Genomic DNA, 21069 nt, shown 5'->3' on the forward strand with positions numbered 1-21069 from the left:
GTGAAGAACTTCCGCCTGGCGGCGGTGCCGGCTGCCGCCGCCGGCCTGCTCCTCTCACTTCTGACCGTCGTTCCGGCCTCGGCCGCAACCAACGGTTTCCGTGCCTGGATCACCTGTGACCCGGCCACGAACACCATCCGCACCGGCGTCACCGGAGTCGGTAGCGTGGCGGCGAACTGGCCGGTCAAGGTCGACTTCAAGGTCGAGTCCGGCTACTCGGCCACGGCGACGACCTCGGCCAAGATCCCGGCCTTCGGGACGACCACCACCGTCTCCGGCAAGTCGGACGCCGACGGCAACCTGACGGTCGCGGGATACCAGCGCAGCTTCCCGATCAGCAGCAACCTCTTCTACACCGAGAAGGTCGTCGCGACGGTCAAGAACCTGTCCGGCGACTTCCTCGCCGAACGATCCGCGTACTGCGCCTACGACACGCGCACGAAGGTCACGCTGTCGTGTGACGAGGAGGCGAGCACCATCACCGCCGCGGTCGAAGGCGCGCAGTACAACGAGCCGCAGCCGTCGGGGCTGGAGATCAAGTACGAGTACGAGACCACTGCCAAGAGCAGGACCAACGAGCCGGTGTTCGGCACCGCGCGTTACCTGCGGGCGACCCACCGCAGGTCCGCGGTGGATGGGGCCTTCAGCGACGTCGGCTGGACCGACACCATCACCTACCGGCCACCCGGGGTCTACGGGACACGCACGGTCTGGGTGACGGTCCGCTCGCCGTACACGGGAATGACCCTCGGCTCCGGTACGGCGAGCTGCGACTACTCGTACTGAGTCACCACCACTTGTGTTCGTTGGACTCGGCGGTGCCGCCGGTCCGGTCGAGAGCGTCAAGCTCGGCCACGGCGGCATCGCCCAGTTCGAAGTCGATGGCGAAGTTCTCGCGGATGCGGTCCGGGTTCGCAGACTTCGGGATGACGGACAGGCCCTTCTGCAGGCCCCAGCGGATCAGGACCTGGGCCGGGGTCTTGCCGACCTCGGTCGCGATCCGGCCGACGGTCGGGTCGGTGAGGTGATTGCCGGTGCCGAGTGGGCTGTAGGCCTGGGTGACCAGGCCGGCCGCCGTACCGGCTTCTAGCAGGGCGCGGCGGTAGGCGAACGGGCTGAAGTAGACCTGGTTGAGGGCGGGCTGGAGTTCGGCGACCTTGGCCAGCTCGGCCAATTCGGTGGCACTGAAGTTCGAGACGCCAATAGCCTTGGCGAACCCTGCCTGGGCCGCCTTCTCCATGCCAGGCCAAGCCCAGGTGGGGCCACCCTGCGGCCAGTGCACGAGATAGAGGTCGACGTAGTCGAGTCCAAGGCGCTCAAGGCTTTGCTCGGCGGCGGCGTACGGGTCGTCGCTGACCGGGCGGAACTTCGTGGTCAGGAAGATCTCCTCGCGCGGAATCCCGCTGGCCCGGATCGCCTTCCCGACGCTCACCTCGTTCCGGTAGTCCTGGGCTGTATCGATCAACCGGTAGCCGGCCTCGAGCGCCGTACTGACCGCGCGCTCACACTCCGCACCATCCGGCGTCTGCCACACCCCCAGCCCCAGCGCGGGAATCTCGGCACCGTTCACAAGCTTCAGAGTCATGCGGCCACAGTACGTCGCCTAGAGTTGCGGTCCATGGGCGACGACGACTTCTGGGACCGCGCGGCCCAGCGCCGACTGCGGATGGGTGAGCTCGAGGTGCTGTCGGAGGGCCGGTCGCTGGAACCGGTTCTCCACCATGCGGGCGAACAACTCCTCCGGGCAGGCGACCGCGCCGACCGAGAACTCGTCCAGCGTTGTAGCGCGGCCCTTCAGCAGCGCGATGCCGAAGGCGATCGTGAACTCGCCGCCGAACTGCTGGCCGAGCTCAGTCCGGCGGAACCAGCTGCGCGGCCGGCGCTGACCGCCGTACCGGTTGATCTGTCGTTGCTGGGCTCAGCACTCGACGGGGATCCGATGCAAGGCGACGGCGCCCTCGACCTGATCACCGGGGACGTCTACCCGCCGGGCCTGCTCGACGCTGATCCTCCCGAGTGGCTCGATGATGACAGCGAAGACTTCGACGACGAGCGGATCCGGTACTTTCAGCCGGAGAGCAGCTCGGGCTACTGGGACATGCGTGACTTCACCAGCAGCCTGGCGGATGGACCGCTCAAAGAGCAACTCCGGCAGGCGCTCGAAGGCAAAGGTGCCTTTCGGCGATTCCGCCGCGTCCTGGACGGCGAGGCCGTGCAAGATCAGCTCACGCGCTGGACGCTGTTCCGGGACGAGCGCCAATTGGGGCGCGCCCGGGCCTGGCTCGCCGCAGCGGGCTACCGACCGAGCATTCCCACGAGGTAATCGGAGATTCGACGTGCCGTACGACGCAGTGCTGGAGTCTGCCGCGGAGATCCTTGCTGCGCGTGGACCGCTGACGGATGATCAGCTCTTCGCCGAGCTGGACAGTCGCGGCGTCGATCTCGGCCCGCTGCCTGTGGACGGCTGGGCGGAAGCGCTCGACGAGGTGCCCGACAGCCAGATCGTGCTCCTCGGCGACGGTCGCTGGGGTTGGTTGCCGAGCCTGCTTGCCGGGCGGGTGTTCGTCCGCCGGGTGACGGACGTGGAGGCCGCCCACGACCTCCTGTTCCTGACGCCCGATCTCACGGCGGCGGCGCTCCTGTTCGAAACCGACGACGCTCGGTTGCTCGACGGCACACCGGTCGAGTTGATCGTTGTTCCCTTCGAAGCCGAGAAGCTCGCCGAGCGGGGCGTGCCGCTCGAGGAGGTGACCGACTACGAAGTGGTCCTGCTGCCCGGTGGTTACTGGAGTAGCAAGGGTGTTCGACCCGGTGACGTGATTGCTCTGCGGATTGCGGACGGAGGGCTCGCGCTCGAGGTTTCGGATGCGCCGGTCGACGCGAAGGCGACGACGGCGGTCGTGGAGGCGCTGACCGCCGTACTGGACCGGCGTGAGCCCGAGCAGCTCGACACGGCGATCTGGACGGTGTGTGCCGAGGATCCCGAACTCTTCCGCGAGCCGCTGCTGCCACTGGACGAACTGTTCGCCGCGAACGGCCTGGCCCGGCTCGTCGACTGGGTGGCGCGGAAAGACTTCGACTTCGCCGCGTGGCGGATGAACAGCAGCCTCAAGAGCGTCATGGATCGTTTCGAGCTGGACGACGACGAAGCCCTGGCTGTGCTCGCAGCCACCGGTATGTACGAGCAGATGGCCGACGGCACCCTGCTCGACGGATTGACCGGACAGATCAAGGAGTTGCTCGCGCTTCTGGACGAGCCGATCGTCGTCAGTGCGCTGTTGGTGCACACGACCGGCTACGAAGCCGACCGGGCCGCGCCCCTAGGGTTGCTCACCGAGGCCCTCGAACCGTTGATGCCGCGGACCACCCGTCCCGCACTGCGCTGGCTGCGCGCCAAGACCCAGGAGTTGCAAGGCGACATCGCGACCGCCGAGCAGACGCTGCTGTCCGCCGAGTCGCTCGATCCGGACTGGCCGCTGGCTGCGTTCGACCTGGCTCGCTACGCCTTCGACCGTGGTGACGCCACGCGTGGCCTGTCGCTGCTCCGGCGCATCGGGGCGCCCGACGATGATCCCATGCTGCAGGCTCTCGAGCGGTACGACGCCGCTCCGCGCGCGGACCTCGGTCGCAATGACCTGTGCTGGTGCGGATCAGGACAGAAGTACAAGAAGTGCCACCTCACCAACAGGGGGCTCCCGCTGGAGGAGCGCGCACGGTGGCTGTACCAGAAGGCGGAGCGGTACCTGGACGACCCGCCCCGCCAGATCTTGTACGACCAGCTGGGTGACCTGCGCGCTGAGTATGCCGAGACCGATGACGAGCTCGAGGCGGCACTCTCGGACCCACTCATCGCTGACGTCTTGTTGTTCGAAGGTGGGTTGTTGGAGGACTTCCTCAGTACTCGAGGCGTCCTGCTGCCGGATGACGAGCAACTGCTCGCGCAGCAGTGGCTGCTGACTTCTCGCTCGGTTCACGAGGTGACGGATGTCCACCCCGGCGAGCACCTCACGCTGCGCGACCTGCGGACCGGCGATGTCCAGCAGGTCCGCGAACGCACTGCCAGTACCGCCCTGACCACTGGCGAGCTGATCTGCGCCCGGGTTGCCGGGGCCGGCGACACCGCGCAGATCTTCGGTGGGATCGAGCCCGTTGCACTGCATCAGCGCGACGAACTCATCGCCTTGCTCGACTCCGAACCAATGCCGGACGAACTGGTCGAATTCCTCACCCGGCGTTTCGCGCCGGCAGTCCTGCAGAACACCGAAGGCGATCCGCTGGTTTTCTGCGAGGCCACCCTCCACACGACGGACCCAGTTGCCTTGGGCAAGTTCCTCGACGAGCAGTTCGACCGCGACGATCCGCGGGAGCCAACCTGGCTCGAGCACGTGACGACCGACGGCTTGCTGCGCATCAGCGCAACTCTCCGGCTGAGCGGCGACACCCTGCAGATCGAGACGAACAGCGAGAGCCGGCACGAGCGGGTCGTCACAACGATTCGCGAACTGATGCCTGCGATCGTCCTGGTCAGCGAGTCGCGGCGGCCGGCCCGCGACACGCGCGAGCTGGCCACGCTCGCCGCCGAGCCGACTCACGGCCGCGGCGCAATCGGTGGTCCGGTCGATCCGGCGACCGCCGCCGTACTCGAGGAGTTCGTTCTCGAGTACGAACAGAAGTGGTTGACGGATCCGATCCCGGCGCTGGATGGGATCACGCCGCGTCAGGCTGCCGCGGATCCCACTCGTCGTGACGACCTGATCAGGTTGCTTGCATCGTTCCCGGAGGCCGACGGGCCGGGCACGATGAGCCCAGCCCGCCTGCGTGCCGCGCTCGACCTGCCGGCCGCCGGATCCTGAGCGTCCTCGAGTGCCGTCAGCGGCGTTCGAGTTTCCAGATCTGGGGCTGGAGGTTGTTGCAGTGCCAGATCTGGAGGTCGGCGCCGGCTGCGGTGGAGCCGCCGGCTACGTCGAGGCAGAGGCCGGAGTTCTGGCCGATGACCTGGTAGTAGTTGCGGCCGACGTTCACGAACTTCCAGCGTTGCCAGCCGCCGTCCTGGCAGGCGAACTGCTGGATCTTCGCGCCGGGTTCGAAGGAGTTCTTGGTGACCTCGACGCAGAGCTGGCTGTTCTGGCCCTTCATCCGGTAGTAGCCGTTGCCCTCGGCGGTGAACTGGAAGTTCTGCGGGCCGAGGCCGTTGCAGTACCACTGCTGGATCCGGCCGCCGTACTCACGCGAGTCCGCGGCAACGTCCATGCAGTGACTGCTCTGCGCACTGAGCAGCCGGTACGTCGCTCCGCCGGCCACGCCGGTGTCCGCGCCGGTGCCGATTGCGGAGCCAGTGGCGAAGAACGTCTGGCAATCGCCGTTGCTGAAGTCACTGGCGAGTTGCAGCACACGGGTTCCGTCGGCCGAACCGACTAGCGGCGAGCTGTAGTTCGGGCAGTAGTGGTTGACCGGGTTCGGGACCTGGACCGGGGCCTCGAGTTCGTACCAGTTGCCGTTGGCGCCTTCGGTGTTGGCGAGTATCGTGCGACCGTTGTCCGCGGCAACCGAACCGTTGCCGTTGAGCAGGATCTGCCCGATCAGCAGCAGCTTGTTGCCGACGACCGCGATCGTTGGCGTGTGCGCGAAGTACTTGCCGTCGATGGTCTGTGGCCTGATGCCCAGGTCACTCGGCGATCCCCAGTTCCAGCCGTCGCTCGAGGTGCGCTTGTGGACGACACAGTCGTACTGCCCGCCGAGGCCGCAGATCTCGTAGACCATGATGTAGAAGCTCGAGTTGAGCTGACGCACCACGGGCATGCCCGGGCGGTGACCGCCGGTAGTGCTCTGCACTGTCGGTTGCCGGTCGGTCCAGTTCACGCCGTCGCTACTGCGGACCTCCATCAGCTTCTGACTGTGTACGCCGTCGGTCTCGTCGGCGTAGTGACAGACCAGCCGGCCGTCGGCGGCCACGGAGAACTCGGGCTCCCACAGACCGCGGTCGTTCGGCGCGGTTGCGCAGTTCGACAGGTAGCTCCAGGTCCGGCCGAGGTCGTTGCTCCGCCAGATCCGGAGGGCCATCGGGCGGTCGTTCGAACCCACCGAACCGGCCCAGAGGAGGGTCCCGGCCGGCATCGAGCCGATCTGCCGCGGCAGCTCGAACAGCGTCGCGCAGCACAGACCCTGGTTGTTGGCAGCTTCGGGATCGGCGACCACGCCAACCTCGGCGAAGCTCGCGCCGCCGTTCGTGCTCTCGTGGATCACGCCGACACCGCTCGCGGAGCCGCGGAACGAGACGACGCTCGCGAGGATTCGGCCGTTCGCCGTACCGCTGTACTGCAGGCGGACGGCTCGCGGATAGAGGCTCGCTCCGGCCGGCTGCAGCAAAGTGCCGCTGGCGGCAGGAGCAGCTGACTGAGCCGAGGCGGGGACTTGGCCGGCCACCAGGCCGGTGACCAGCAACAGGCCGGTGGTGAGCAACAGCAGACAGCGTTGCATCAGTGCGCGCTTCATCGGAGCTTCTCCAATGCGTCGGGGCGGGGACAGATCGGTTACAACGATGTATTCATGATGCACCCGACACCCTGTCACCGATCTGTCAGTGACGACAGTCCTCCGACATGTTCGGTTAGGGCTTGGTGGGGAACAGCACGCGCCAGAGCGGGATGAAGGCGGGCTGGTCCGGCTGGCCGGTGAGGTAACCGATCAGACCCGCCTGCTCGGCCGCGGTGATCTCGGCCGGGGTCTCCCCCTCGTAGAACGACCTGCACGGGGACGCGGCTGATTTGCCGCGCTCAAACAAGGCCAGGGCCGGCTTCGACTCGGCCTTGGTCCGCGGGGTCAGGATGCGGTCACCGAACTGTGCCCACGGGAACGGATCCGCCTCGGCCCACTGACCGTCGACGTACGCCTTGGTCGCCGCCGCCCGCTCGGCATCGGTAGCACCCCACTCCGGCGGCACGTTCGTGATCAACCCCACCGGTACGCCGACCGCCCGCAACTGCCGGAGGTGGCGTTGTGCACCCTCCATCCACGTCATCCGCCCAGCCACCTTGGTGTCGACCAACGTGTTGCCGAGGTCGAACCACACCACCGAACAACGGGTCGCGGTGGCGGCGGGGTGGGCGGCCGTTGCCGGGATCGCGGGCAGGACCAAGGCGCCGGCCGCGAGGGTTGCCGCGGCCAGCCTTGCGAAGAGTTTCACTGTGCCTCCGAGCGCCCGTCCGCCTGGGGCGGTGGCGCGGTCGATTCTCGGTGGATGACGTGGTTCACGGTGAGCACGGACGGCTCCGGAGCGGGCTGTCCGTTGATCTCGGCGAGCAGCCGGTAGATCGCATCACGGCCCTGGGCCTCGCGGTCGACGGCCACCGTCGACAACGACGGGGTCGCGAACCGGCCCATGTCCTCGTCGTCCCATCCGAACACACTAAGGTCGCCAGGCACGTCCCAGCCGCGCGACCGCGCGCCGCGGATCACGCCCATCGCGATCACGTCGTTGGCGGCCACCACCGCGGTGACTCCACAGTCGGCCGGCAACGCGGTGATCGCGTCGAATCCGGACTGGCCGGACCAGTCACCGTCGACCACGCCGACCGAGCGCAGGCCGAGCCGCTCGATCGTCTCCAGGTAGACGTTCTTGCGGTTACGGGCCGAGGCGAACTCCTGGTCGCCGGCCACGTGAAAGAACGTCCGGTGCCCCAGCGAACTCAGGTATTCGATGATCTCGCGGACCTCGGAGGCACCGGCGAGCTGGCCCAGCACGTGCAGCTTCTCGTCATGACTCTCGCTCCGGACAATCGGTATGCCGAGCCGCTTCGCGCCTTTCAGGTCGATCGAGGAAATCGCCAGGATTCCGTCGATCTGACCCGATCTGGCCAAATCCTCGATCCGCGCGGAACGCGCCCGCGGGCCACCTTCGACACTGACGATGTCGACCTGGTAACCGGCCTGGTGCGCAATCTCGGAGGCGGCAGCGAGCTGCCGGCCGGGAAAATGCGGGCCGGCCGCGAGCACGATCGCGAGCCGGTTCGTCCGGCGGGTGCGCATCGAGCGGGCGACCAGATTCGGCCGGTAGTCGAGCGCCTTCACGGCGTACTCGACCTTGATCCTGGTCTTCGGTTTCAGGCTGTCCTTGTCCTGCAGGTACCGCGACACGGTGGTGTGCGAGACGCCTGCCAGCCGGGCCACCTCGTGGATGGTCGACGGCCGCTTGTCCCCCGGATCTGTCACGGGCAGCAGATTAGCCGATCCGGCGAGCCCTTGACACCCTCTGCGGGCTGCGGTTAGCTACCGCATCAAGAAGTGGATCGATCACTTTTTAATGCGCCCTCCCCACTAAAGGAGGAAAGTGTCTCTCTTCACCCGGCTACGTCGCGATTACCCCGTCCTCCTGCTCGCGATCCCCGGAATGCTGATCATCTGCGCATTCCACTATTTCCCGCTCTGGGGAAATGTCATCGCTTTCCAGGATTACCAGCCCTATCTCGGTGTGGGAAAGAGCCTGTGGTCCCAGTTCGACAATTTCAAGACCATCGTCGACGGCGACCCGGAGTTCCTGAACGCGGTCAAGAACACCCTGGTCCTGACCGCGATCCAGACCGTCATCGTCTTCCCGGCGCCGATCGTGGTGGCCCTGGTCCTGCACAGCCTGCTGTCGAACCGGATCCGCCAGTTCGTGCAGACGGTGATCTACCTGCCGCACTTCATGTCCTGGGTGATCGTGGTCGCGGTCTTCCAGCAGGTGCTGGGCGGCACCGGGATGATCAACAACTGGCTGCGCTCGCACGGGTACGACCCGGTCCACATCATCGGGAACGTCGACGCCTTCCGGGCGCTGCTCACCTCACAGGTGATGTGGAAGGACACCGGCTGGGCGACGATCCTGTTCCTCGCTGTCCTGTCGCAGATCGATCGATCGCTCTACGAGGCGTCCGCGGTCGACGGCGCCGGCCGCTGGAAACAGACCTGGCACATCACCCTGCCGGGGCTCAAGCCGATCATCATCCTGCTGCTGATCCTCAAGCTCGGCGACTCGCTGACGGTCGGTTTCGAGCAGATCATCCTGCAGCAGCAAGCGGTCGGGACAGACGTCAGCGAAGTGCTCGACACCTACGTCTACAACAACGGCATCCTCGGCGGCGACTGGGGGACGTCGGCCGCGGTCGGTCTGGTGAAGAGCGTGGTCGCGCTGATCCTCGTCCTGGGCGCCAACAAACTCGCCCATCGGTTCGGTGAGGAAGGGGTGTACCGCGGATGAAACGCCAACAAGTGCTGGTCGGCGGCATGCCGATGCCGAGCCTCACCGAACGAATCGTCAAAGCGATCTTCCTGACCGCGATCTGCGCGGTGGTCGTGCTCCCGTTCGTCGGGGTCGTGTCCACCAGCCTGTCCTCGCCGGAGGAGGTCATCCGCGCCGGCGGCTTCGTGCTGCTCCCCACGCACGGATTCGACCTGTCGGCGTACCAGTCGATCCTGTCCGGTGGGACGGTGACGCAGGCGCTCCTGGTGAGCGCCTTCATCACTGCCGTCGGTACGACGATCGCCCTGTTCCTCACGTGCACTCTCGGCTGGGCGCTGAGCCGCCGGGGCAGTGTCGGCAACAAGCCGCTGCTGCTGCTCGTGCTGATCAGCCTGCTCTTCAACCCCGGGCTGATCCCGAGCTACCTGGTGATTCAGCAGTTCGGGCTGCTCGACAGTTTGTGGGCGGTCATCCTGCCGACCTCGGTGAGCGCGTTCAACGTGATCGTCGTCCGGGCGTACTTCATCGGTCTGCCGGCCGCGGTCCTCGACTCGGCCCGGATCGACGGCGCTTCGGAGTGGAAGCTGTTCTGGCACATCGGCCTGCCGCTGTCGAAGGCGGTCGTCGCGGTGGTCGGCCTCTTCTACGGGGTCGGGTACTGGAACAGCTTCTTCGGCGCCCTGCTCTACCTGAACGACCCCAGTAAGTGGCCGCTGCAGCTCGTACTGCGGACCTACGTGGTCAACGGCGTCGAGATCGGTGCCCAGGACCTCGGTGCAGCCGGTGAGGCGCTGCCGCCGCAAACCTCGATTCAGATGGCGATCCTGATGATCTCGGTCGTCCCGATCCTGTGTGTCTATCCGTTCATCCAGCGGCACTTCGCCAAGGGCGTGCTGACCGGAGCAGTGAAGGGCTGAGAATGAGTAATCACGATGCGCGGCTGAGCCGCCGTACCCTGCTCGCCGGCGCCGCGGCCATCGGCCTCGCCGGTTGTTCCAACGAAGGTCGCGGCGGCGAGACCGGAGGCGGCGGCACCGCCGCCGGCGTGCGGCCGACGTACCAGCGCTATACCGAGGTGAAGGCCGACCTGCCGGGTGCGGAGTACAACATCCCGAACGCCTTCACCCGCTACCCCGCCAATCCGGTGCAGGCGATCCAGAACCCACCGGGTGACGGCAAGCCGATCGACGTCCTGACCTACACGAATACGCCGATCCCGCCGCGACTCGAACAGAACAGCTTCTGGCAGGAGTTCAACAAGCGAGTCGGATCGCCGGTCACGGTGAACCTGACGCCGTCGGTCGACTACACCCAGAAGTTCGCCACTGTGGTCGCGGGCGACCGGCTCAGCGACATCTTCCTGGTCGGCGCGGTTCCGCAGGTGCCACAGTTGCTGGAGGCAAAGGCCGTCGACCTGACGCCACACCTGTCGGGCGACAACATCAAGAAGTACCCGTTCCTCGCGAACCTGCCCGAGACGGCCTGGAATCCGTGCATCTTCGGCAACCGGATCTTCGGCGTACCGATCCCCCGCGGTGCCATCAGCTCGCAGACGCTCTACAGCCGGGCGGACATCCTGGCCAAGCAGGGACTGCAGGGTGACATCAAGAACCTCGACGACTTCTTCGAGCTCTGCAAGGCGCTGACCGACAAGCGGAACAACCGGTTCGCGCTGGCGGGCTCGCCGACCCAGTTCGTCCGGAACATGTTCGACATCCCGAACAACTGGAGTGAGAACGGCAAGACGCTCGTCAGCAACCTCGAGCACGAGGCGCAGGAAGACGTCTTCGAAGCGCTGCGCAAGCTGTGGAGCGCCGGGTACATCCACCCTGACGGCTTCTCCGGCCAGAACCAGGACCTCAAGGTGCGGTTCGGGAACGGATCCAGCGCGCTGGTCCAGGACACCTTCAGCGCCTGGCCGAGCTACCTGCAGACCGCGGTGGACAAGGAGGCCAAGATCGCGATCATCGGGCCGCCGAAACACGACGGCTCGGGACCGGGCCGGATCTGGCTGGGTGCGCCGGCGATCGGCTTCGCCGCAATCAGCAAGAAGTCCGAGGCCCGGGTCGAGACGCTGCTGGCCTACCTGAACTTCCTCGCGACGCCGTTCGGCACCCAGGAGTACCTGTTCCGCAAGTACGGCCAGCCGGGACTGCACCACCAGGTCGTCGACGGCAGTCCGGTGCTGACCAAGAAGGGTTTCAGCGAAGTTCAGCTCGGGCTCATGTACACGGCCGACGCGCCGTGGACGATCTTCCTGCCGGAGAAGCCGGGCGACGCCGAGGCCGAGTTCACCGCGATGAAGCAGAATTGCCCGACCGCGGTGGCGGATCCGGTGGCCGGGATGTACTCCGAGACCAACGTCCGCAAGGGCCCGCAGCTGACCACCGACATCACCCAGATCACCAACGACATCATCCAGGGCCGTAAGCCGGTCTCCGCCTGGGCCGGTGCGGTGAAAAAATGGAAGAGTGGCGGCGGTGACAAGATCGCCGAAGAGTTCGCTCAGGCACTCGAATCGTCCCGTTGATTCACGTTGAAGGGAACTGTTTTGACCACCAACACCGTCAGGTTCGCGGCCGTCGGTCTTGATCACGCCCACATCCACGGTCAGATCGCCGGTCTGATCGACGCCGGCGCCGAATTCGTCGCGATGGCGACCGAGGATCCGGCGGCAGCGATCGCCGTCCAGGTCCGGGAGCGGTATCCCGACGTACCGGTCGTCGACGACCCGGCCGAGCTGATCGAGCGGGAGGGGATCGACCTGATCGTGACGGCCGCCGTACCGGACCGGCGCGGGCCGATCGCGGTCGCCGCCCTGCGCGCCGGGAAGGACGTCGTCACCGACAAGCCCGGCTGCGTCAGCTTCGCGCAACTCGAGGAGATCGAGAAGGCCGTCGCGGAGAGTGGTCGGTTCTGGTCGGTGACGTTCTCGGAGCGGTTCGAGGTGCGCTCGGCGGTCAAGGCCGGTGAGCTCGTCCGCGAGGGCCGGATCGGCACAGTCGTGCAGACCATCGGGCTCGGACCGCACCGGATCGGCGACCGCGGTCACCTGGGCGGTGGCGCCGGGCGGCCGGACTGGTTCTACGACAAGAACCGGTACGGCGGCATCCTGGTCGACATCGCGTCCCACCAGATCGACCAGTTCCTCTTCTACACGGGCTCGCGGACCGCCGAGGTCGTGGCGAGCTCGGTCGGCAACTTCGCCAACCCGGACAAGCCCGGTCTGCAGGACTTCGGCGATCTGCTGATCCGCAGCGAGAACGCGCAGGGCTACATCCGGGTCGACTGGTACACGCCGGACGGCCTGCCGACCTGGGGTGACGGCCGGTTGATGATCCTCGGCACCGAGGGCTACATCGAGCTGCGCAAGTACGTCGACATCGCCGGGCGGCCGGGCACTGACCACGTCTTCCTGGTCAATCACGAGGGCATGGAGTACATCGACTGTGCGGACGTGCAGCTGACGTACTACGCCGACCTCGTGAACGACGTGCGGGACCGGACGAGTACGGCGGCACCGCAGGAGCACACGTTCGAGACCATGCGGTTGGCGTTGACCGCGCAGCAGCAGGCGGTCATCCGCGGAGCCGCCGAATGACGGTGCTCAAGGTCGCGATCGTTGGCTGCGGCAACATCAGCCGCAGCCACGCCCGGTCGTACGCCGCTGCCCCGACCGAGGTGGTCGGGGTGGCCGATATCGTCCTGGCCAAGGCCGAGGAGCTCGCCGGCAAGATCGGCGGTACGGCGTTCGCGAGCGCCACCGAGTTGCTGGCGGCAACTGATCCGGACCTGGTGTCGGTCACCACTCCCCCGGGCAGTCACGCCGAACTCGCCATCGAGATCCTTGCTGCCGGCAAGTCCGTGCTGCTGGAGAAGCCGCCGGTACTGAGCCTGGCCGAGATGGACGCGGTGGCGGCGGCTGAGCATGCGAGCGCGGGTTCGGTGTACGTCGTCTTCCAGCATCGGCACGGGTCGGGCGGTCTGCGCGCCGCGTCGCTGCTGGCCGACGGCTCGCTGGGGAAGCCGCAGGTCGCCGTCTGCGAGACGTTGTGGTTCCGGCCGGTCAGCTACTTCGACCCGGAGTGGCGCGGCACGTGGGTCGGCGAGGGCGGCGGGCCGACGCTCGGCCACGGCATCCACCAGATCGACCTGCTACTGCACCTGCTCGGTCCCTGGAAGTCGCTGACCGCGACCGCGGTCCGGCTGGATCGGCCGGTGGAGTTCGAGGACGTTTCGATGGCGTCGGTGATCTTCGAGAGCGGTGCGGTGGCAACTGTTATCAACAGCTTGCTGTCGCCGCGGGAGCTGAGCCGGATCCGCATCGACACCACCGGCGGCTCGCTCGAGGTCAACCACTTGTACGGGTACTCCGATGCGGACTGGACGTTCCATCCGGTCCCCGACGCGGCGCGCGCTGCGACACTCGGGCTTGATCCGGGCGTCCGTCGTACCGGCTCGTCATCGGAGGTCGATTCCGGCGCGGATCCGTGGGTTGCCTCGGCGGGCGACGACGTACCGAGCAACCACGAGGCCCAGCTCGGCCGGCTGGTCAGCGACCTGCTGGCCGGGCGGACCCACGAGACCACGCTGGCCAGCACGCGGCCGACGATGGAGTTCGTGACCGCGCTCTACGCGTCGGCCCTCACCGGTACGGCGATCCGGCGGGCCGACCTGACCCCGGAACACCCGTTCTACCGAGCCCTCCACGGCGACGTACCGCAGGCTGTCATCGACCAGACGATGACGTAATCAGATCGGCTACCTCGGTGGGTTGACTGAGGTACGGCGAGTGGCTGGTCGGCCAGGTCTCGGAGGTCGTGCAGCGAGCGGCGAAGCGCTTCGTAAGGGCAGCGGGGACGGCCTGGTCCTCGCTGCCGGCGAGGTAGATGGTCGGAGTGTCGTGCCAGGTGACCTGGGTTGGCGCGGCACCGAAGATGGCTGGTGGTTCAGGGCGGAGCAGCGCGATGGCACGAGCCGCCGTGGCGTCGTCCACGTCGCCGTACAGGTTCACGCGGGCGTCGGCGGGGTCCAGGGCGAGGCGCCCGTTGTCGTCGGGGGCCATCGCCAGGCCATTGGGCGGGGCGCCGGTCTCCGCGGCGACTTCGGCCAGTAGCTGACCGGGCGACTCGCCTGCGTCGAGCAACCAGCCCGCGAGGAAGATCTGCCCCCGGGCACCCCGGATCGTGCCCGCAACGACCCCGCCGAACGAATGACCGACCACCAACGGCGGAACCTCGGAGGCCGCGACGAGCTCGTCGACGAGGGCGATGCTCTCATCCAGGGTCAGTTCGTAGAGGTCCGGAACCTCGACGCTGAGCCCGCGTGAGCGCAGCAGACCCGCCAGTTCGTCGAAGTGCGCCGGTTGGTGCCAGGCGCCGTGGAGGAGGATCACGTCTGTCATACGTTTGACGCTACCGTCGGCTTCGAAGCGGTAACGGCGCACCGGTACGGCGAGCAGGGGCGTGGGGGCAGTCAGTACGTTGAGGTTCATGTCCCGCCCCGGTCAGCCAGAACGCTCTGCGACGTACGCGGAGGTTTTCGCGGTTGCCGAGTTCAGGTGGTCGTGGCTCGCGCTGGTCGGGTCGGTGATCGGGGACCAACTGGCGCGGGTTGCGCTTGCGGTGCTGGTGTTTGACCGCACGGGCTCGGCGGGGCTGTCCGCGTTGACTTATGCACTGACAATGTTGCCGGATGTTGTGAGCGGGCCGCTGCTGGGCGGGTTGGCGGACCGGTTCCCTCGACGCCGGATCATGGTCAGTTGCGATGCGGCACGTGCGGTGCTGGTGGCGCTGATGGCGATTCCGGGCACGCCGCTGTGGATCCTGTGCGTGCTGCTCGTCGCGGTGCAGCTACTCGCCGCGCCGTTCCAATCAGCCCGTACGGCGTTTCTGGCGACGCTGATGAGCGGCGACACCTACCGAGCGGCCGTCGGGCTGTCGACAGTGACCGTTCAGGCCGCTCAGCTGGCTGGTTTTGTGGCTGGCGGCACCATCGTGGCGCTGCTCGGTTCCAGCCAGGCGCTGGCGCTGAACGCGCTCTCTTTTGCGGTCTCGGCCGTATTACTGCGGTTCGGCGTCCAGGAACGTCCCGTCCCTCTCGGCGACGACCCGACCGCCCGGCCGAGCTGGTGGGGCTCACTGGTCGCGGGCGCCCGCCTGGTCTGGCACAACCGCCGACTGCGCTACCTGCTCGCCCTCATCTGCGTGCCTGGCTTCTACATCACGGTCGAAGGACTGGCCACGCCGTACGCCGCCTCTGTCGGTGGCGGCCCGATTGCCGCCGGCATCCTGTTCGCCGCGAACCCGGCCGGCCAGGTCATCGGCATCCTCGCGGCATCACGAATCCCCCCGGCCCGCCGGATGGCCATGATGGGCCCACTCGCGATCGGCACCTGCGCCGTACTGATCGGATGCGTGTTCCAGCCGGGGTTATGGGTAACGGTAGGACTGTGGATGCTGTCGGGAATGTGCGCCTGCTTCATGCCGCTCGCGCAAGCAACATTCGTGCAAGAGATCCCTGATGCGCAGCGCGGCCAGGTGATCGGCCTGGCCCGCACTGCGCTGGTAGTCGCTCAGGGGATGGGAATCCTGGTCGCCGGGGCGGCGGCGGACCATTGGAAACCGGCCTTGGTCGTGACCGGTGCGGGGGTGTTGGGCGTCATCTACGCAGTCTGGGCCGCCCGAGGGTACCGGCGGGCGCTGCTGTGAGGACGCCACTGCGTCAGCTCAGTGCCAGTCGTTGGTCCGCATCGCGACGCACCTCCTCCCGAGAACCGGTCCGCCACCAGTACCTGACAGCTACCTGACACCGCAGTGACTTTCGGTGATGTCGCGTTTACTCTGAAAACGAGGACGAGTGGGGCTGGGGGAAACGTTAATGCCGAGTATCCGCCATTGGAGGCTGCGCCGCAGGCACCGTCGTGACACTGACGCGCCGGTGTCCAAGTGGTTACCTACCCGCTGGGCGCTCTGGTCCGCGCCATCGGTCGTGCTGGGTTACGTGCTGATCGTCGACGCCCTCGCGCTCGCCGTCGTCGGTGTCTCGTTCATCGACCTGGATGTTCGCTCCGACGACTGGATCCGCTTCGCCGCACTCGTCGTCGGTTCAGCTCTGCATGTCGAGGCCGGCCGGGAGATCGAGCGGCTGCGTGAGGTCGTCTCCGAGGGCTCGACCTACGTGAACCTGAAGTCGATGTGGATTTTCGCGGCCATCCTGATCCTGCCTCCACCGTTGGCGATCGCCGTGATCGCGGTCAGCTACGTGCACTCGTGGGCCCGGCTCCGGCGAAGCCCACCCCATCGCGGCTACTTCTCCGCCTCGACCGTCGTCCTCGGTTCGGCCGTCGCCGTCATGTGTCTGCGGACCATCAACCCTGACAACGATCCCGGCTTCGCCGGTGGACTCATCGGCCTGATCGCGGTGACCGCCGCCGCGCTCGCGTACTGGCTGATCAACTTCGCGCTGGTCGTCGGCGCCGTTCTCCTGTCCAATCCGGACGCCAACGCCAGCAAGGCGCTGGGGCAACTGTCGGATCAGCTCATCGTGGCCGGTGCACAGGGCCTCGGCATCAGCACGGCGGCCCTCCTGATGTACCAGCCCTGGCTCAGTGTGGCGTTGCTGATCACGGTGCTCGGTCTGCACCGGGCGCTGCTCGTCGGGCAGTTCCAGTTCGCCGCACGCACCGACCAGAGCACCGGGCTGGCGAACACCATGTTCTGGCACGAGATCGCCGCCAAGGAGCTCGAACGCGCCCAGAACACCAATACCCCGCTCGGCATCCTCTACCTCGATCTCGACCACTTCAAGAACGTCAACGACACGCACGGACATCTGGCCGGCGACCAGGTCCTGAAGGCGATCGCGGCCGAGCTGAAGCACGAGATCCGCACCGACGACCTGATCGGGAGGCTAGGTGGTGAAGAGTTCGCCATCCTGCTCCCCAACACCAGTTCCGCCGACACTCTTCACACCGCGGAGCGGATTCGGCATCGCATCTCAAGCCTGGTCGTCACAGTCACTGCCCCGACCGGAACCACGCTTGTCGACGGGCTTACCTGTTCTATTGGGGCAGCGACGTACCCAACCGCCGGGCACAGTCTTGATGTGTTGTTGATGGCGGCTGATACCGCTACCTATGCGGCCAAGGAGTCAGGGCGGAACCGGGTTGTCACAGCGCCCAACCGGACTCCGGGTCAACTGAGCTGAGGTAGACCGCGTTCTCGTCTGGATGCGGCGGGTCGAATTCCGCTAGGTGTTGGGTGAGGACCTCGTCGGTGACGTCTTGGCGGCCGCCACTCGTCTGGTTGGCGGTTCGGCGGGCGTGGATGGTGGCTTGGTCGATGTCCAGGTAGAGCAGGGTGAACTGGGCTTCGACATCGGCCGCGAGTGCGCGCCAGGCGTCGCGGAGGAAGCGTGGGGAACTCGTGTCGTCGACGACTACCGACGTACCGGCGGTGAGTAGGGCGCGGGTTTCGGCGCTGGCTTCGGCGTGGGTGCGGATCCACTCCTCGACCGGGATGCCGTCGCCGCCCCACAGGCCGCGGCGGGCGTTGATCTCGTCGAGGCTGACGATGGTGGCGGCGAGGCTGGGTGCCACGGATCGGGCGACCGTGCTCTTGCCGGAGAAGGCTGTGCCGCAGAGCAGGACGAGTCTTGGGGGCATTTCAGGCTTTCAGGAGGGCGTTGGCGAGCATGGCGACGACGCGGTCGGGGTCGTCCACAAGTTGGCGGAGTGCGTCGTCGGCGAGTGGTGCGGGGAGTTCGGCCAGGGCTTGGGTGAGGCGGATTCGGCCGGCGGAGTCGGAGACCGTCAGGGCGTCGGTCAGGGAGGTGATCACGGTGGGGTCAGCGGCGAGGGTGCCGAGGATCTCGGCGGCTTCGACGTCGTTGATGCCTTCGACGATGAGGCCAACCAGGGCTGGGATCGCGGCCACTACACCTCGGTTGCCTAGGGCAAGGGCTGCGTGTTTGCGGACGATCGGATCGTCATCGACGAGAGCACCCTCCAGTACGGCGGTCGCCTCCACCCCGGGTAGTTCGACGATCGCCTGCACCGCGCGTCGCCGTACGTCGACGTCGTCCGACTGCAGCCCGGGCGCGATACTCGCCACCCCACCGTCCGCACGAGCAAGGGCCCACCGGAGAGCGCCGGCCACGTTCGCATCGGACTCGGTCAGGATCGCCTTGGCGAGGACCTCGGTCGGGACCGGTACGTCGTCGCGCGGGGCGAGGACGGCCTGTTGGCGACGGGCGGCGTTGGGTGAATCGAGGGTGTGCAGGAGTTCGATGATCCGCAGCACGTCTTCCCAGCCGCTCGGCGCGGAGGCGTCGACCGTGCGGAGGCGTTCGAGTAGCTCCTGCTCGCGGTGCAGGCGGTCCTCGGTGCGCTGGATCAGGTCGCTGACCAGGGCCGTCGGGGCGAAGGTCGGGTCCTCGAGCGCCTGGCCGATCTCGCGTAGGGAGAGGCCGAGTGAGCGCAGGCTTTCGACGTGGAAGATCCGGCGGATGTCGTCGGCGGAGTACTCGCGATAGTTGCCGACGGTACGACCGGTGGGGCGCACTAGCCCGAGGGAGTCGTAGTGCCGGAGCATCCGGCTACTCACCCCCGAGCGGCGCGCCACTTCACCGATCAGCACGCGGCCTGTGCCCCGTTCTGGGCCGCCTTCGCCGCCTCGGCGGCGGCCAATTTCTCGGGGCCTAGAGAGTCCACGCGCTTCGCCGCGTCGACATCGGCCGCGAACGCAGCGTCCGGGTTGCGAAGCAGCAGGTCGGTCGCCCGAGCGTGCGCCCGCACCTGCGGATCAACGCTCGCCAGCGCCGGCCGCAGTACCGGCTCGATGAGCTCACCAAGACCGACCAACGCCCGGCTCAGGCTCAGTTGAACCATCCGGTCCCCACGCCCGAGCTCCTTGACCAGCTCAGCCGCCAGCGCCTCCCGCTCCTCAACAGGAGCCAGTACGACGGCCGCCCGCCAAGCCGTCCGCGCCACCTCGTCGTCCGGGTCGTGCAGCAGCTCCACCGTGATCGCGGTCCATGTACTCGGCACTCCGAGCTTCGACAGCGTGTGCAGCGCCTGGCTGCGCGCCTGCACGTGCTCCGACTGCAGTTCCGCCAAAACCTGAGGAACCGTCAGCTCCACCGGCTGCCGGGTCAACGTCCAGGTCAGCATGTCGCGCACGAAGAAGTCCGGCTCCACCGCGCACCGCGCCAGCAACGCCTCCACCAGCCCCGGTTCCGACCCGACCGTCATGGCCGTCCGCAACCGCGCCGATGAATCCCCGGCGCTCAACACTCCGACCAACCTCTCCACCGCACTCACGGTGATCACCTCCTGCACCCAGTGAAGACCTTGTCACAGTGTCAAGGTCAAGCAGTGTGGCAGGAAAGGGCATGGCATACGCGTCCCAGCGGCGGCTGGTTCACGCCATTTGAGCGGCATTCAATCGTTTGCGGGAGTTTTTTCCGCGGGCCACGATCTGGGCTTCCGTTTCGAAGCTCAGGAGGCAACGACATGGCAAGACACCACAACCTGCGCAGCATCGCCCTGATCGGCGCGGCGCTCGCGTCGGTCACCCTGCTCGCCCAAACCCCGGCGTACGCGGCCGCCGGCACCCAGCCCAACCCCAGCGGCGCGCTCGACCGCATCGACCAGCGCGACCGCCCCCTCGACAAGTCGTACAGCTGGAACTCAACCGGCGCGGGCGTCCGCGTCTATGTCCTCAGCGACGGCGTGAGCACGACGCACACCGACTTCGGCGGCCGGGCGTCGCAGGGTGCCGATCTGGTCGGCGGTACCGAGTGCACAGTGTTCGGAACCGGAGTGGCCGGGCTGGTGGCCGGCACCAAGTACGGCGTCGCGAAACAAGCGCAGATCGTCGCGATCCGAACTTTCAAGTGCAACGCGCTGCCGACCGCTGACCGCGCTATTGCCGGGGTCAACTGGGTCACGCAGAACGCGGTGAAGCCCGCCGTTGCCGTCCTGCCCTTCGCCGTCGCTGCTGACCCCGCCCTCGACGCGGCGGTCGCCCAGTCGATCCAGAGCGGTGTCACCTGGGTCGTCAGCGCAGGCAACAACGGCACCGACTTCGGCGCCGACGCCTGCAACTACTCCCCCGCCCGGGTCGCCGGCGCCATCACCGCGACCCAGCTGGACCTCACCAACACCGGCAACCCCAAAGAGGTGCTAGGAGCCGGCCAGAACCGCGGTCGCTGCGTCGACGTCGCCGCACCCAGCGGAACGACCGCAGTAGGCGGCGGCAGCGACGAAAACCCGTGGGGCATCCACGGCGGCCACGCAGGCGTCACCGCCGGCGCCGCAGCCAAGCTCCTCGAGCAGTACCCGACCGCCTCCCCCGCCACCATCCAGCAACTACTCAACAACAACGCCACCACCGGCCGCCTCACCCCAGACAGCCTCGGCACGCCGGACCGCATCCTGTTCTCCAACTAGTACGTCGATCCGGCCGCTCCACGTGGAGCGGCCGGATCGAGCGGCAAGCGGGCTGCGTTGATCAGGGTGGCGATCGACCGGTACCAGCCGGTGAGCAACACCAACTCGATCACCTGCGCGTCGCTGTATCGATCGCCCAACGCCGACCGCGTCGAGTCCGACAACGTCGCCGCGTCGAGCAGTTCGTCAATCGCGTTCACCAGAAGCCGATCCTGCTCCGGCACTGCGTCTCCGAACGTCAGTACGTCGTACTGCGCATCACACGCAGCTGTGGTCCGGGCGATCACGATCTCCCGGTCGTGCGTTGTCAGCAGGTTGTACGGCGGATCGATCGGTCGCATGGGCGCACTCCTCGTGGTGATACAGTTTCTGTATCGCCAACACTACGCCTCCGACGCCA

The 21069-nt window shown here is 67.1% G+C and carries 20 protein-coding genes; 11 read left to right on the forward strand and 9 right to left on the reverse strand.

All coding sequences use genetic code 11. The features are described 5' to 3' along the window. Window positions 1-786 carry a hypothetical protein gene (locus ACFTSF_RS21055; protein ID WP_344148685.1) on the forward strand — a complete coding sequence of 262 codons (786 nt, stop codon included), beginning with the start codon at window positions 1-3 and terminating at the stop codon, window positions 784-786. Window position 787: 1 nt separating this feature from the next. Here the strand turns inward: ACFTSF_RS21055 and ACFTSF_RS21060 are convergent, their stop codons facing one another. Continuing rightward, window positions 788-1585, reverse strand: coding sequence for an aldo/keto reductase (locus ACFTSF_RS21060; RefSeq protein ID WP_380155335.1), 798 nt, complete (start codon window positions 1583-1585; stop codon window positions 788-790). Between the two features lie 33 nt (window positions 1586-1618). Between ACFTSF_RS21060 and ACFTSF_RS21065 the strand changes: the two genes are divergently transcribed. Continuing rightward, window positions 1619-2323, forward strand: coding sequence for a hypothetical protein (locus ACFTSF_RS21065; protein ID WP_380155337.1), 705 nt, complete (start codon window positions 1619-1621; stop codon window positions 2321-2323). 13 nt (window positions 2324-2336) lie between these two features. Then, window positions 2337-4853 (forward strand): SEC-C domain-containing protein, encoded by a 2517-nt coding sequence (locus tag ACFTSF_RS21070; protein WP_380155339.1) that lies wholly within the window; start codon window positions 2337-2339, stop codon window positions 4851-4853. A 16-nt stretch (window positions 4854-4869) separates the two neighbouring features. Here the strand turns inward: ACFTSF_RS21070 and ACFTSF_RS21075 are convergent, their stop codons facing one another. The 3 genes from ACFTSF_RS21075 to ACFTSF_RS21085 form a co-directional block, all read right to left on the reverse strand. After that, window positions 4870-6492, reverse strand: a complete 1623-nt coding sequence (locus tag ACFTSF_RS21075; protein WP_380155340.1) for an RICIN domain-containing protein — start codon at window positions 6490-6492, stop codon at window positions 4870-4872. A 115-nt stretch (window positions 6493-6607) separates the two neighbouring features. Beyond that, on the reverse strand, window positions 6608-7183 hold the full coding sequence (locus ACFTSF_RS21080) for an HAD family hydrolase (RefSeq protein ID WP_380155342.1): 576 nt from the start codon (window positions 7181-7183) through the stop codon (window positions 6608-6610). Beyond that, window positions 7180-8208 (reverse strand): LacI family DNA-binding transcriptional regulator, encoded by a 1029-nt coding sequence (locus ACFTSF_RS21085; RefSeq protein WP_380155344.1) that lies wholly within the window; start codon window positions 8206-8208, stop codon window positions 7180-7182. The genes ACFTSF_RS21080 and ACFTSF_RS21085 overlap by 4 nt, the downstream gene beginning before the upstream one ends. A gap of 118 nt (window positions 8209-8326) precedes the next feature. On the opposite strand from ACFTSF_RS21085, the gene ACFTSF_RS21090 reads away from it, so the two are divergent. Genes ACFTSF_RS21090 through ACFTSF_RS21110 form a run of 5 tightly spaced genes read left to right on the forward strand, consistent with a single transcriptional unit; the run spans window position 8327 to window position 13969 of the window. Beyond that, on the forward strand, window positions 8327-9235 hold the full coding sequence (locus ACFTSF_RS21090; protein ID WP_344148706.1) for an ABC transporter permease subunit: 909 nt from the start codon (window positions 8327-8329) through the stop codon (window positions 9233-9235). Then, on the forward strand, window positions 9232-10134 hold the full coding sequence (locus ACFTSF_RS21095; RefSeq protein ID WP_380155345.1) for a carbohydrate ABC transporter permease: 903 nt from the start codon (window positions 9232-9234) through the stop codon (window positions 10132-10134). Before ACFTSF_RS21090 ends, ACFTSF_RS21095 begins: the two co-directional genes overlap by 4 nt. A gap of 2 nt (window positions 10135-10136) precedes the next feature. Next, window positions 10137-11747, forward strand: a complete 1611-nt coding sequence (locus tag ACFTSF_RS21100; RefSeq protein WP_380155346.1) for an extracellular solute-binding protein — start codon at window positions 10137-10139, stop codon at window positions 11745-11747. Between the two features lie 21 nt (window positions 11748-11768). After that, window positions 11769-12818: a Gfo/Idh/MocA family protein gene (locus tag ACFTSF_RS21105; RefSeq protein WP_380155347.1), complete on the forward strand. Its 1050-nt coding sequence runs from the start codon at window positions 11769-11771 to the stop codon at window positions 12816-12818. After that, window positions 12815-13969 carry a Gfo/Idh/MocA family protein gene (locus tag ACFTSF_RS21110; RefSeq protein WP_380155348.1) on the forward strand — a complete coding sequence of 385 codons (1155 nt, stop codon included), beginning with the start codon at window positions 12815-12817 and terminating at the stop codon, window positions 13967-13969. The genes ACFTSF_RS21105 and ACFTSF_RS21110 overlap by 4 nt, the downstream gene beginning before the upstream one ends. Here the strand turns inward: ACFTSF_RS21110 and ACFTSF_RS21115 are convergent. Then, window positions 13947-14621: an alpha/beta hydrolase gene (locus ACFTSF_RS21115; RefSeq protein ID WP_380155349.1), complete on the reverse strand. Its 675-nt coding sequence runs from the start codon at window positions 14619-14621 to the stop codon at window positions 13947-13949. The two genes, ACFTSF_RS21110 and ACFTSF_RS21115, sit on opposite strands and share 23 nt — an antisense overlap. 88 nt (window positions 14622-14709) lie before the next feature. On the opposite strand from ACFTSF_RS21115, the gene ACFTSF_RS21120 reads away from it, so the two are divergent. Continuing rightward, entirely contained in the window at window positions 14710-15927 is a 1218-nt protein-coding gene (locus tag ACFTSF_RS21120; protein WP_380155350.1) for an MFS transporter, read from the forward strand. A 229-nt stretch (window positions 15928-16156) separates the two neighbouring features. Continuing rightward, window positions 16157-17425 (forward strand): diguanylate cyclase, encoded by a 1269-nt coding sequence (locus ACFTSF_RS21125; RefSeq protein ID WP_380155351.1) that lies wholly within the window; start codon window positions 16157-16159, stop codon window positions 17423-17425. Here the strand turns inward: ACFTSF_RS21125 and ACFTSF_RS21130 are convergent. From ACFTSF_RS21130 to ACFTSF_RS21140, 3 genes are read right to left on the reverse strand one after another with little or no spacing between them, the layout of a single operon-like run. Next, window positions 17388-17882, reverse strand: a complete 495-nt coding sequence (locus tag ACFTSF_RS21130) for an AAA family ATPase (protein ID WP_380155352.1) — start codon at window positions 17880-17882, stop codon at window positions 17388-17390. The genes ACFTSF_RS21125 and ACFTSF_RS21130 overlap by 38 nt on opposite strands. Window position 17883: 1 nt before the next feature. After that, window positions 17884-18855 (reverse strand): HEAT repeat domain-containing protein, encoded by a 972-nt coding sequence (locus tag ACFTSF_RS21135; RefSeq protein WP_380155353.1) that lies wholly within the window; start codon window positions 18853-18855, stop codon window positions 17884-17886. Continuing rightward, window positions 18849-19538, reverse strand: coding sequence for a HEAT repeat domain-containing protein (locus tag ACFTSF_RS21140; RefSeq protein ID WP_380155354.1), 690 nt, complete (start codon window positions 19536-19538; stop codon window positions 18849-18851). Before ACFTSF_RS21140 ends, ACFTSF_RS21135 begins: the two co-directional genes overlap by 7 nt. A 192-nt stretch (window positions 19539-19730) precedes the next feature. On the opposite strand from ACFTSF_RS21140, the gene ACFTSF_RS21145 reads away from it, so the two are divergent. After that, window positions 19731-20669, forward strand: a complete 939-nt coding sequence (locus ACFTSF_RS21145) for a S8 family serine peptidase (protein ID WP_380155355.1) — start codon at window positions 19731-19733, stop codon at window positions 20667-20669. On the opposite strand, the gene ACFTSF_RS21150 is transcribed toward ACFTSF_RS21145, so the two are convergent. Further along, window positions 20666-21010: a hypothetical protein gene (locus ACFTSF_RS21150; protein ID WP_380155356.1), complete on the reverse strand. Its 345-nt coding sequence runs from the start codon at window positions 21008-21010 to the stop codon at window positions 20666-20668. The genes ACFTSF_RS21145 and ACFTSF_RS21150 overlap by 4 nt on opposite strands. Window positions 21011-21069 lie beyond the last annotated feature (59 nt).

The sequence above is a fragment of the Kribbella sp. NPDC056951 genome (assembly GCF_042674205.1).
Lineage (GTDB): Bacteria > Actinomycetota > Actinomycetes > Propionibacteriales > Kribbellaceae > Kribbella > Kribbella yunnanensis.